Raw genomic sequence first — 12,103 nt, forward strand, 5'->3', positions numbered from 1 at the left:
CTCAGCGCGCCTCCCCGGTAACGGCACCGGCCAGTGCGCCGAACACCTCCGGATGCAGCCCCCGCGCGAGGGTCTCGACGGCCCCGGCGTTACGCACGCCCGGCGTCGCGGCATCGTAAGGCACGACGATGAAACGGCGTGAGCGCACCGCGTCGACATTTGCGAGCACCGGATTGCCGGTGAGAAAGCGGATTTTCTGTGCGGCGGTCACGGCGCCATAGTCGACGATGACGATGGCCTGCGGATTGCGTGCGACGACGCTCTCCCAGCTGACCTGCGTCCAGCTCTGCTGAACGTCGTCCATCACATTGCGACCGCCTGCCGCGTCGATCAGGGCGGTCGGCATCGCCAGCGCCCCGGCCGTAAACGGCTTGTCCTCGCCGCTGTCGTAGACGAACACGCGCGGGCGCACCGGGTCCGGTCCCAGGGCACGCGACACCGTCGCGATACGCGCCTGCATCGACGCGACAACGCTCGCCGCACGCGCGTCCACATCGAAGATCGCGCCGAGGTTGCGCAGGTCGCGATAAACGTCGTCGAGCGAGGCCGCCGGCATCGGCATAACGTGCGCGCAGGACTCCGTGAGCTCGTACGACGCGATGCCGAAGCGTGCAAGCGCCTCGGGCGTGACGGGACCGCCGACGCGCATGCCATAGTTCCAGCCGGCCAGATAGAAATCCGCACCGGCGCCGACGAGCGTCTCGATGGACGGATAGCGGCGCGCCAGTTCCGGGATCCCCGCAAGGCGTACGCGCAGAGACGGATCGTCCGTCTTCCAGCCGCCGATTCCCGTGAACCCCGCCATCCGTGTCCTGAGCCCCAGCGCGAGCATCATCTCCGTCAGGTTCGAATCGTTGCTGACCGCCCTCGCCGGCGCACGCGCGAACGTCACATCCCGGTTGCAGCTGCGCACGGTAACCGGATAACGGTCAGCCTGTGCGTACGATGCGGCTACGCAAAAAATGGTGGCCGCCGTCGCGCGCCAGAGGGAAGTCTTCCTTTTCGTCATGTCCCGGACTCCGGTCCTGTAATCAGCGTGATGCGCGGACGTCCCGTCACCGGGTGCCGGTCGACAAGCGCATCGACGCCATACACCGTCTTCAGCAAGGGCTCGGTTAGTACCGCCTGCGGCGTGCCGCACGCGACGATCTCACCCGAGGCAATCACGTACAGCCGGTCGCAGAACGCAGCGGCGAGATTCAGGTCATGAATCGTGGCCAACGTGGTGATCCGCTGCCGCCGCACGAGGCCGAGCAGTTCGATCTGATGCCGCGGATCGAGATGATTGGTCGGCTCGTCGAGCATCAGCACACGCGGCTGCTGCACCAGTGCACGGGCCAGCAGCGCGCGTTGCCGTTCGCCGCCCGACAGCGAAGCGAACGGCCGCTGCCGGTGCGCATCGAGTTCGACATCGTGCAGCGCGGCGTCGACGAGCGCTGCGTCCACGGCGGTGTCGCCGTCAAGCAGCCCCTTGTGCGGCGTACGGCCCATCGCGACGACCTCTTCCACCGTCAGGCCGAAGTCGTCGGGCGGGTCCTGCTGTACCACCGCGATGCGTTGCGCCGCCCAGCGCCCGGACTTGACCCAGACGTCGTCGCCGTCCAGCCTGACGGCGCCGCTGTGCGGCCTTGCGTAACGGAACGCACACCGCAGCAGGCTCGTCTTGCCGCTGCCGTTGGGTCCGATCAGGCCGACGAATTCGCCCGGCTGCACTTCGAGCACGATCCGCCGCAACAGGCTCTCGCCGTCGTCCGGGCGTCTCGCGTCCCGCGACGGCGGCGACCAGCCTAGCTCTTCGATATGCAGTGAGGTCATGGCTTTGCCGATCAATGAGGCTAGAAAGTCATCGTCGCGGTGACCCACCCCGAGCGCGGCGCGCCGAGCAGCCATTCGGTGCCGTCGTTCTGCGTGGAGACCGCATAGGTCCGGTTGGTCAGGTTGCGCAGATAGAGCGCGAGCGTCAGGTTGCGCGTTGCGCGCCACGACGCGGACGCATCGACCAGTGTGTACGACGGAATCGACACGCTGTTCGCGTTGTCGCCGAAGCGCCGTCCGACATACTGCACCCCGGCTCCCGCGCGCCAGCCAGGCGCGAACGCCCAGTCAAGCCACACGTTCGCGGTCTGCTCGGGGATGTTGTAGGGCACGTTGCCCGCGCGCGACACGCTCTGACCATCGACCGCCTCGTCGAAATCGTCGTACCGCGCGCGCAGCAGCGCCGCGTTCGCCTCGACCGACCAGCCGCCGCCCAGCCGCAGCGCGCCCGACCATTCGACACCGCGCGACGACTGCCGGCCGACCTGCTCGCTCAGGTCCGGGTTCAGGGGGTCGGTGCTCACGAGGTTACGCTTCACGATCTGATACACCGCGAAGGTCCACGATCCGCGGCCGCCGAGCACTTCCTGCTTGACACCCGCCTCCCACTGCTGACCGGTCGACAGCGTGAACTGACTGTTCGATTGCGACAGCGTAATCAGCGAACTGACGCCGTCGGTGCCGGTCGTGTACTGACCGTACACGGACAGTGTCGGCGTGAGCGAGAACACAAGGCCCGTGCGCCATCCTGTATGGGCGAACGTCCTGTCGAACGACGACGCCGCAGTCGTGGCAGTCGCGAACGTGTCGCGATGCAAGTCGATATGGTCGTAACGCAGGCCACTCACCCACGCGAGCCGCTCGGTCAGCTCGAACCGGTCCTCTGCAAAAAGGGACGCCTGATGCGTGACGGTGCGAAACGCGGGCACGGTCGAATCGGGACTGTCGAACACGCCCGGATCGAAACCGAATGCCGGCACGATCGACGAGCCGCCGTATGGTGAATTGCTTGTATCGACAAACGAGATCACATTGAAGTCCGCGCCGACGACCAGCCGGTTCTGATGGCCCCATGCACGCCCGTCGATCGTCGTGTCGAGCTGGTCGCCGATCTGCCGCTGATGATGGAGGATCTCGATGTAATCGCTGCGCAACACATCGCCATCCGGCTGCAGGGCGTAGCTCTCGCTATCGTGCCAGTGGCGGTTGGTCAGCAAATAATAGAGCTGGTTGCGCACCGTGATGCCAGGCATGGCGTGCCACTTCGCGTTCAGCCGCGTCCATTGGTCGTAATAGGAGATCGCGGAATCGGCGACGTTGTAGTTCTGGTAGCGGAACGCCGGATTGAGCGCACCGTCGAGCACCGGAATCCCGAAATAGCGCGCCGGCTTCTGGCGGCCGTAGTCGTAGTCGAGTGTGAATGACAAGGTCGGATCGACGTCGAGCCGCAATGCGCCGCCGAGCGCCGTGGTATGCGAATCGCCGCGCGGTACCCAGCCGTTCGAGCGGTCGTCGCTCACGTAAAAGCGGTATGACAGCATGGGCCCGAGCGCGCCCGTCGTATCGAGCGCCACGCGCTTCTCGCCATAGGCGCCCGCGCCGAGCTGGACCGTGGTCGCGTAGTCGCGCTGCGGCGCCTTCGGCACGACGTTGATCACGCCGCCGATGCCACCCTCACCGTAGAGCACCGACGCCGGACCGCGCAGCACCTCAATCCGGTCGACCGACCACGTATCGAACGGAAAGGTCACCGTGCCTGCGCCAGGATACATGCGCGTGCCGTCATAGAGCGTCGTGATCGACTCCGGCCCGCTGAAGCCGCGCACCGAGACCGACGTGCCGCCATTGCCGGGTGCCGCGTCGGTGGCAAAGCCGGCCGCACGCGTAATGGCCTCGTTGACCGTGGTGTCGCCGCGCACCTGAATCTGCTCACCGGTGAGCGTCTCGACGCTCGCCGGCGTATCGAGGCTCGACAGTCCAAGCCGGCTGCCGGTACGGATCGGCGTGCTCAGGTCCGGTGTATCCGTATGGCCCGATGCCTGGACCTTAACAGCCGGCAGCGTCTGTGCCGGCTCCTGCGCAGATTGCGTGCTGTCTGCCGCCGGGCCGCTGCCGTCATCAGCAAACGCGGACGACGAGCCGATCAGCCACGCGCAGCCGAGCATCCCTGCTGTGAGCTGACGGCTGCGGCGTCGCTGCGTTCGCGACGGCGAAAGGATCGAGATTTTCTTCATTGTCCTGCTCTCTTTTCTTTTTTCTCTGGCGCTACCGTATGCGGTGCGCCTGTTTGTTATGCGCTCGACACACGTGCCGATCCACCATGTCATCGACGCAGTGAAACGCCGCACGATTGCCGGAAACACGAACCAGGCATGCCGTACTGACCGGCGAAACTTACCGGGTCAACACAGACGACGGGAGAAAAAGAGGAAGCAACGGGCAGCCGATGCCCGGTGGACACTGACGATGCAGGTCATGGCGGTTCTCCTGGGGTTTCGCGCCCCATGACAGGTGAAGGAAGACAAGGCCCAGGTCTGACTCCCGGTTTCAGGAAACCGGTCACAGTGGCGCGACCGCGCTGGATTTGCACCAGCTTCCGGGCTTTGCGTGCGCAATTCTAATCGATCGCACACTCAATTCCCCCGCGCCCCGGCCTGGCTAGCGCATGCCTGCCCGTGCAGGCTGCCCGCTTCACGTCGGGGTCATCGCGCCAGCGGTCGGATCGCCCGCGATTCCGGCAGAACGATATCTAACCCGCATCGTAAACGCAACACAGTTGCGATAATTAGAAAAGGGAACGCTATACTTGAGTCTGCTTCACCGCATACATTCCTGCATTCATGCCCCGCCTGATCCAGATCCGACGCAGTCCCATCCATGGCAAGGGTGTCTTTGCCGTTGCCGACATTCCGCGCGGCATGCGCATCATCGAATACAGGGGGGCGCGCATTACCCACGCGGCAGCACGACGCCAGCATCCCGTCAACGCCGAAGACCCGTTCCACACCTTTCTGTTTGCGCTGGGTGACGGTGACGGCCGCTACTGCATTGATGCGGGCACCGGCGGGAACGCCGCCCGCTGGATCGATCATCGTTGCGCACCGAACTGCGAGGCGGTTGAAGACTACGACCGCCAGGGGATCCTGCGCGTGTACCTCCATGCCGCCGCAGTGAACGATGGAACGAGCTGTGCCATGCCTGTACCCGGCTTGATTTTGCGCTGCTCGATCCAGCCATCGACGGTCGCCAGCCGGTCACGCCAGCGCGTCGCCGCGCCGACCCGGCAGGCTGGGCCCGTGACGTCGACCGCCTCGCTGCGCTGTTCGACGACTATCGGCCGCGCATCGTCTTCTGCCCGCACGAGCGTGATGGCTCTGCGACGCACATCGGTGTCCACTGGCTCGTATGTGACGCCCTGCAGCACCATACCCACGCCGTCTGGCTTGCGCAGACAGAATTCTGGGGCACGCTTGAGCAGCCCAACACGCTCGTCGAACTCGACAGCTCGATCGTCGCGACCATGATCGAGGCGTTGACCTGTCACCATGGTGAAATTGCCCGCAACCCCTATCACCTGCGCCTGATGTCATGGCTCGCGGACAGCGTGCGACGCGGTGGCGAGGCTGTGTTCGGTGCCGGAATGCAACCGCCGTCCTTCGCCTTCGGCGCGTTGTACCGGCTCGAGCGCTCGGCAGGCGGCCGGCAGACGGCAGTCGGGCGTCCGATGGCCATCGCTGCGGAGGATGGCCTGCAACCGCTGTTCGACCAAGGCATGCCGCCAGGTCCATGACGACGACCATACGACCCGCGTGGCCTTGCCCGCGCGGGACGATGTATCATTCCATCATTGGACAGTTGCATCCACGGTCATCCATGCCTACCCGCCACTCTCCGCGCAAACATCCACCACACGCTCCTACCGACTGGCCATCGCGCCTGCGCGAGGCGGGGCTGCGCTCCACCGCGCTTACCGTTGCCGTGCTCGAACGCCTGGAGGGCGCCGAACAGCCCCGTTCGCACGAAGAACTCGCCCGCGATCTGGGCGCCGCTACAGGCGCGGGAAAAGTGGATCGCGTGACCCTCTACCGGATCCTCGACCGGCTGACTGCCGTTGGCCTGCTCACCCGAATCCAGGGATCTGACCGGGCCTGGCGCCATGCAATCGCAGTGCACGAGACCTCCACTGGTTATTTCGAGTGCGATCATTGCCACAACATTTCTGCGCTTCCGGAAGATCCGGAACTGGCCGGTGTGCTCGCCCGGATAGAGCGCAAGCTTAGCCGCCGCGGCGTTCATAGCACGAACTCTGCCGTCACGATTCACGGTACCTGCCGCGACTGCTCGACCCACGGCGTGTGAGCACGCAAGATCATTGCACCTGATTCGGCGGGTCCGAAATCAGGTTATTAACGCCACTTTGTTGCATTAATAACCAACCCTGCTACCATGGGATTTTCCGCTGGCGCCCGCCGTACCCATGACCTCGCCGATTCCCCAGAGCTTCGATGACTGGCAGCACTGCATTGAGCACGAGTGCGGCATCACGCTGACGCCGGCGTTCATCCAGGCACGGCTGGCCGTACTCGGCGACCCCGACAATGCCGAGACACAGCGGTTTGCGCGGCTCTACGGCGAAGTGCACCTGCAAAGGGTGCTGGGCTGGTTTGCTGCCGCGCTGGAAAACACGTCACTTCGGGCATGATGCATCGGGTGTGACATAAACATCCGTCACCGAAGTCGAGGAAGGTCGCTCGCTCTCGCCCAGAATTGGCCCTGATGGACTGATTCCCTGCGTCGTCAGTGATGCGGGCCGGGACGACGTCCTGATGGTCGGCTATATGAACCGGGAAGCCCTTGCGCGGACGATCGAGACCGGTATCGCCCACTACTGGAGCCGCAGCCTCCAGACGCTCTGGTCCAAGGGTGCGACGAGCGGACTGACCCAGCGCGTAGTCGAGATGCGCATCGACGACGACCAGGACGCGCTGTGGATTCGCGTCGAGGTGGCGGGCAGGGGCGCGAGTTGCCACGTCGGTTATCGCAGCTGTTTTTACCGCGCGGTTGACCTGCCCGAAGCAACCTTGCGGTTCACGGAAGGTGCGAAGACGTTTGACCCCGTCGCCGTGTACGGCGACGCGCCCAATCCCACGCAGCTCTGACAGCTTCCGGGCGTCATGCCGGCGTGATCGCCATCGCCCTGTCGAAGCGGACCGGCTGTCCCACTGGGTATCCCTGCACGGCGTCATCGCGCATCACCACACGGCCACGAATGATGGTGGCGACCGGCCACCCCGTCACCCGCATGCCATCGTAGGGCGTCCAGCCACAGACGCTTGCGGTCCAGCGGTTCGTGATTTCGCGCTTTGCCTTGAGATCGACGAGCGTCAGGTCGGCGTCGTAGCCCACGTTGATGCGTCCCTTTTCCGCTATCCCGAACACCCGCGCCGGACCCGCGCTCGTCAGTTCCACCAGACGCTGCAGCGACAGCCGTCCCTTGCTGACGTGATCGAGCATGACCGGCAATAACGTCTGCACGCCCGGCATGCCGCTGGGTGACTGCGGGTACGGGCGGCCCTTCTCTTCCAGCGTATGCGGAGCGTGATCACTGCCCAGCGTGTCCACTCGTCCCTCCCGAAGCGCGCGCCACAGCGCCTCCCGGTGCCGGGCCTCGCGGACCGGCGGGTTCATCTGCGCAAGCGTGCCCAACCGCTCATAACATTCGGGCGCACACAGGGTCAGGTGGTGCGGCAATACCTCGACTGTCACCCGGCTCCGGTGCGACGCCAGCAGCGCGATTTCTTCCGCCGTCGAAACGTGCAGGATATGCAGCGGCCGTCCTGTTTCGCGCGCCATGCCGACGATCCTGCGCGTCGCATCGAGCGCGCTATCCACGTCACGCCAGCGCGGATGGTCGCGCACGTCGCCCGATGCTTCTGCGATTGACCGGCGCGCGCGCAGTCTCGCCTCGTCCTCCGCATGCACGGCCACCCGCCGCCGGCCGTGCTCGAGGATGCGCCGTAGTACAACGTCGTCATCCGCGAGCAGATCGCCGAACGAGCTGCCCATAAAAACCTTGATGCCGGCGCAGCCCGGCAACGCTTCCAGGTGGCCCAGCTCACCAGCGTTGACGGACGAGCCACCGATGTAGAACGCGATATCACACCACGCGCGTCCTGACGCTGCCGCGATCTTCCGTTCGAGGTCGTCGCGGCGCAGCGTCAACGGACTGGTGTTGGGCATTTCGAAAACGGCCGTCACGCCACCGAGCACCGCGCCTCGCGTGCCCGCTTCGAGATTCTCCTTGTGCTCGAGGCCCGGTTCGCGGAAATGGACCTGTGAGTCGATCACGCCAGGCAGCACGTGCAGGCCGTGTGCATCCACGACCTGGTCGGCGCTCCAGCCGCGCGCGTCGATCGAAACGATCCGGCCGTCAACGCAGGCAATGTCCGCCTGCCCACTTCCTTCCAATCTGACCACGGTACCGCCGCGCACGAGCAGGTCGGCATGACGGCTCGCTGCGCCCATCGACGTCAGCATGCCGGTGCGCACGCAATAGCGCTGGTCAGTTCATCCAGGATACCGGTCGTCGCCTCCCGGCGCACGGCATCCGAGAATCCGATCAGGGCGGGACTGACCAGCCCCATGCGCGGATTGTAGGCATCGCGCCGGAAGCACTGTGCGTAGCCGGTCGCCGTCTCATGCACGATCACCGACTGGACGGTGACATCCGCCTCGCCGTTACGCATCGGCATCGCACGCATCACCACATCGACCAGCACGAAGAACACGCGCGAGAGCTGCTCCGCGCTGGGCGACACCGGCAGGGCAATCCAGCGCTGCGAATGGCTACGGCACATCTCCATGTACGCCGGGTCGTCGCAGTTCCAGAACACGAGCGTATGGTCGAACGCGTCCACGATCTCCCGGACCTCCCCCTTGAGGAGGCCGAAGTCATAGACCATCTGGCCGTGATCGAGCGCATCGGCCTCGAGAATGATCTCCACGCGATAGGAATGGCCGTGGATCGACCATGCACAACGATGCGATGACGCATGCCGCACGACATGCGCACCTTCAAACGAAAACAGCTTGCGGATCAACATCAGTCATCCCCTACGGTCACAATTCGTTCGCGATGCGGCGGTATCCCTGAACGAGCCTCACATTGGTCTGGGCGACGTCCTCGGAGAACTCCGACGCACTGGCAGTCACCTTCGGAATCGTCGACAGGTCGGTGCCCGGCCCGATGCGCTGGGTCGACGGCACGTAAAAGCCTGCGGGAAGGTTGCAGCCGTCAACTACGGCATTGTGGCGGACCACACAGCCTTCACCGACGGTGCAGTTGAACAGCACGCTGTTAAAGCCGATAAACACACGGTCGCCGACTTCGCAGGGACCATGCACAATCGCGCGGTGAGCGATCGATGTATGGCTGCCGACCGTTACCGCAGCGCCCGACTTCGAGTGGATCACAACGCCATCCTGGATGTTCGAGTGCGCGCCGATATGGATCGGTTCAATGCCGCCCTGCGCATCCGTCTCGTCGGCACGGATCACCGCGTACGGGCCGATGAATACATTCGCGCCGACGATGACCCGTCCGCACAGGATGGCGGTCGGATCAACAAACGCGCTTTCGTGGACCACAGGCAGGTCCCCACGTGGATTTTTGCGGATCATGCCAGGACTCCGTGACTTCGGTGCCAGACTGTCCCTTCCAGCGTGTCCTCGATCTGGATACCGGCGCGCAGCAGCTCGTCGCGCAGCGCATCGGCCTCCCCAAACGCGTACTGCCGGCGTGCCTCGGCGCGGCGGGCCACGATTGATTCCACCCACGCGTCTTCCGTGACGGATGTCGCGTCGATACGGCCGCGCAGTGCCACCAGTGCCTGAGCCGGTTCCTGCTGCAACAGGCCGAGCAGTTGTGCGGACGCCAGCAGGCACGCCTTCGCCCATTGCTGCGCCGATCCCTGGGAAGCCTGCTCAAGATCCTCCAGCAGCCGATACAGACGGGCGAGCGCGCGCGGTACATTCAGGTCATTCGAGAGGGACGCCTCCACCTCGCTGTCGGGTCCGGTCCCAAGATGCGGAAGTCCCGAGACGGCATCGAGCGCCATATAGGCCCGCTGCAGCGTCCGGCATGCCGCCTGTAGCCGCTGCACGCTCCAGTCGAGCGGATGACGGTAGTGGGTCGAAAGCAGCGCCAGCCTGAGCGCCTCGCCGGGCGCGTGCGCGAGCAGATCGCGCACCAGCAGCACGTTGCCGAGCGACTTCGACATCTTCTGGCCGTCCACGGTGACGAAGCTGTTATGTACCCACATCCGGCAGTACGGCTCACCATCGTGCGCGCAGACGCCCTGCGCGATCTCGTTCTCGTGATGCGGAAAGATCAGGTCCTGGCCGCCACCGTGGATGTCGATGGTACGTCCCAGATGTCGCCCGATCATCGCTGAACATTCGATGTGCCATCCCGGGCGGCCGCGCCCCCATGGACTGTCCCAGCCCGAGATGTCGTCGCTCGAAGGTTTCCAGAGCACGAAGTCGAGCGGATCGCGCTTGTATGGCGCCACTTCCACCCGCGCCCCGGCAATCATGTCCCGGGTGCGGCGCCCCGACAGCCGGCCGTACTCCGTAAAGGACGGGACATGGAACAGTACGTGCCCTTCCGCCACATAGGCGTGTTTCCTTTCGATCAGGGTTTCAATGAGCCCGACGATGTCGGGGATATGCTCTGTCACGCGCGGCTCGATGTCCGGTGGAACGACGCCGAGCGCCTGCATGTCCTCGTGGTACGCGTCGATATACCGCGACGTGATGTTGCCGATCGGCACGCCGTCGCGGCGCGCCATCTCATTGATCCGGTCATCGACGTCCGTGAGGTTGCGCGCATAGAGCACGGAGCGGTAGCGCCTGCGCAGCAGCCGCACGAGCACGTCGAACACGACTGCCGGCCGTGCGTTGCCGATGTGCGCGTAGTTGTACACGGTGGGACCGCACACGTACAACGTGACCGCATCGGGCATGCCGGTCTGCAGCGGTTCCCTACGGCGGGTCAGCGTGTTGTAGAGCGCAATGGGGAGCCTCGTCATCCGGAATGCGTCTCCTGCGCACGGATGGCGCCCACCTCGCTGAACAGCCGGAAAGTCGATTCGACCGTTTCACGTTCGACCGCGCGGGTAATGAACACGATCCGCGAACGCCGGTCCTCACCCGGCCAGGCGTCGAGCGGCACCGGCGGGTGAAAGACGTGCTGTACGCCATGGATGACGATCGGCCTGTCCTCGCCTTCGACGTTCAGAATGCCCTTGATCCGCAGCATCGACGGCCCCATCAGCGACAGCAGCACGTCGAGCCAGTCGGTCAGTACCTGCTCGGGAATGGGCTCCTCGACCGTGAAGCAGAACGCGCGGATCTGGTCGTCGTGCCGGTTGACGTCATGTGCATGGTCATGACGCGGGTGTTCACCATGCTCGTGCGGCTCATCGGCATGAGCTTCCTGCGCTTCGTGATCGCCGTGTCCGGGCCCGTCACCTTGCGCATGCGCAAGGTGATCCACATGATGGTGGTCGTGATGGGCCCGGCCGTGGTGATGTCCATCGTCGCCTGAACCATACTGCTCTTCGGCGAGCCACCGTTCGACGTCCGCAATCTTGCCGTCTGCCGTGAAAAGACCCAGGTCCAGTATCCGGCTTGCCGCCAGCTCACCGTGACTGACGCGGATAATGCCCGCGGCCGGATTGATCGCATGCAGCCGATCGGTGAGCCGTTCCAGCGTCTCCACGTCCACGAGATCCGTCTTGGTCAGCAGCAGCCTGTCTGCCATCGCGGCCTGTTTGACCGCCTCGGCGTGCGCGTCGAGCGTCGCCTCCGCGTTTCGCGCATCGATCGTCGTCACCAGCCCATCGAGCCGGTAGCGCTCGCGCAGGTCGCGATGCGTGGCCAGTGTATGCACAATCGGCGCCGGGTCCGCGAGCCCGGTCGTCTCGATCACTACCCGGCTGAACTGCCGCCGACCGTCGCGCGAGAACCGCCAGTGGATATCCTTAAGCGTGCGGACCAGGTCGCCCCGGATCGTGCAGCACAGGCAGCCGCTGCTCATCTCGACCACGATGTCCTCACGGCTGTGGGCGATGAGCATGTGATCGAGCCCGATCTCACCAAACTCGTTGATGAGCACCAGCGCATCGGCCATTTCCGGCTGCTGCACCAGCCGGTTCAGTACCGTCGTCTTGCCACTGCCAAGAAAACCCGTCAGCAGCGTTACCGGAATCAGGTCCATCGCGCACTC

The 12,103-nt window shown here is 64.8% G+C and carries 12 protein-coding genes, 2 pseudogenes and 1 riboswitch; of the genes and pseudogenes, 5 read left to right on the top strand and 9 right to left on the bottom strand.

The genetic code is table 11. The features are described from left to right. Position 1: 1 nt before the first annotated feature. The 3 genes from OKW39_RS03820 to OKW39_RS03830 are packed head-to-tail and all read right to left on the bottom strand — an operon-like array spanning position 2 to position 4,049. Complete coding sequence (locus OKW39_RS03820) at positions 2–1,009, bottom strand: ABC transporter substrate-binding protein (protein ID WP_429562107.1); 1,008 nt, start codon at positions 1,007–1,009, stop codon at positions 2–4. Continuing rightward, the gene (locus OKW39_RS03825; protein ID WP_429361507.1) at positions 1,006–1,815 is read right to left on the bottom strand and encodes an ABC transporter ATP-binding protein; all 810 of its coding nucleotides are present in this window, start codon (positions 1,813–1,815) and stop codon (positions 1,006–1,008) included. Before OKW39_RS03825 ends, OKW39_RS03820 begins: the two co-directional genes overlap by 4 nt. A 20-nt stretch (positions 1,816–1,835) precedes the next feature. Beyond that, on the bottom strand, positions 1,836–4,049 hold the full coding sequence (locus tag OKW39_RS03830; protein WP_429562108.1) for a TonB-dependent receptor: 2,214 nt from the start codon (positions 4,047–4,049) through the stop codon (positions 1,836–1,838). A gap of 274 nt (positions 4,050–4,323) precedes the next feature. Further along, positions 4,324–4,467: riboswitch (cobalamin riboswitch) on the bottom strand. Between the two features lie 266 nt (positions 4,468–4,733). On the opposite strand from OKW39_RS03830, the pseudogene OKW39_RS03835 reads away from it, so the two are divergent. Next, a pseudogene (locus OKW39_RS03835) lies at positions 4,734–4,892 on the top strand (SET domain-containing protein-lysine N-methyltransferase); the annotation flags it as partial. Between the two features lie 47 nt (positions 4,893–4,939). On the opposite strand, the gene OKW39_RS03840 reads toward OKW39_RS03835, so the two are convergent. Next, positions 4,940–5,362, bottom strand: a complete 423-nt coding sequence (locus OKW39_RS03840; RefSeq protein ID WP_429563510.1) for a hypothetical protein — start codon at positions 5,360–5,362, stop codon at positions 4,940–4,942. Here OKW39_RS03840 and OKW39_RS03845 point away from each other — a divergent pair. The 4 genes and pseudogenes from OKW39_RS03845 to hisI form a co-directional block, all read left to right on the top strand. After that, positions 5,336–5,605 (top strand): hypothetical protein, encoded by a 270-nt coding sequence (locus OKW39_RS03845; RefSeq protein ID WP_429336307.1) that lies wholly within the window; start codon positions 5,336–5,338, stop codon positions 5,603–5,605. The genes OKW39_RS03840 and OKW39_RS03845 overlap by 27 nt on opposite strands. 41 nt (positions 5,606–5,646) lie before the next feature. After that, on the top strand, positions 5,647–6,174 hold the full coding sequence (locus OKW39_RS03850) for a Fur family transcriptional regulator (protein WP_429562109.1): 528 nt from the start codon (positions 5,647–5,649) through the stop codon (positions 6,172–6,174). 118 nt (positions 6,175–6,292) lie between these two features. Next, the gene (locus tag OKW39_RS03855) at positions 6,293–6,517 is read left to right on the top strand and encodes a hypothetical protein (protein ID WP_090804297.1); all 225 of its coding nucleotides are present in this window, start codon (positions 6,293–6,295) and stop codon (positions 6,515–6,517) included. Positions 6,518–6,572: 55 nt separating this feature from the next. Further along, positions 6,573–6,974: pseudogene (gene hisI, locus OKW39_RS03860) on the top strand (phosphoribosyl-AMP cyclohydrolase); the annotation flags it as partial. Positions 6,975–6,987: 13 nt separating this feature from the next. Here the strand turns inward: hisI and OKW39_RS03865 are convergent. From OKW39_RS03865 to OKW39_RS03885, 5 genes are all read right to left on the bottom strand, one after another. Continuing rightward, on the bottom strand, positions 6,988–8,352 hold the full coding sequence (locus OKW39_RS03865) for a dihydroorotase (protein ID WP_429563447.1): 1,365 nt from the start codon (positions 8,350–8,352) through the stop codon (positions 6,988–6,990). Beyond that, positions 8,346–8,918, bottom strand: coding sequence for a 6-pyruvoyl trahydropterin synthase family protein (locus OKW39_RS03870; RefSeq protein ID WP_429336306.1), 573 nt, complete (start codon positions 8,916–8,918; stop codon positions 8,346–8,348). Before OKW39_RS03870 ends, OKW39_RS03865 begins: the two co-directional genes overlap by 7 nt. A 16-nt stretch (positions 8,919–8,934) precedes the next feature. After that, positions 8,935–9,495: a carbonate dehydratase gene (locus OKW39_RS03875; RefSeq protein ID WP_090804292.1), complete on the bottom strand. Its 561-nt coding sequence runs from the start codon at positions 9,493–9,495 to the stop codon at positions 8,935–8,937. Further along, complete coding sequence (cysS, locus tag OKW39_RS03880; RefSeq protein ID WP_429562110.1) at positions 9,492–10,838, bottom strand: cysteine--tRNA ligase; 1,347 nt, start codon at positions 10,836–10,838, stop codon at positions 9,492–9,494. Before cysS ends, OKW39_RS03875 begins: the two co-directional genes overlap by 4 nt. A gap of 62 nt (positions 10,839–10,900) precedes the next feature. Beyond that, on the bottom strand, positions 10,901–12,094 hold the full coding sequence (locus OKW39_RS03885; protein ID WP_429562111.1) for a CobW family GTP-binding protein: 1,194 nt from the start codon (positions 12,092–12,094) through the stop codon (positions 10,901–10,903). Positions 12,095–12,103: the final 9 nt, after the last annotated feature.

The sequence above is a fragment of the Paraburkholderia sp. MM6662-R1 genome (genome assembly GCF_050436245.1).
In the GTDB taxonomy this organism is placed as follows: Bacteria; Pseudomonadota; Gammaproteobacteria; order Burkholderiales; family Burkholderiaceae; genus Paraburkholderia; species Paraburkholderia tuberum.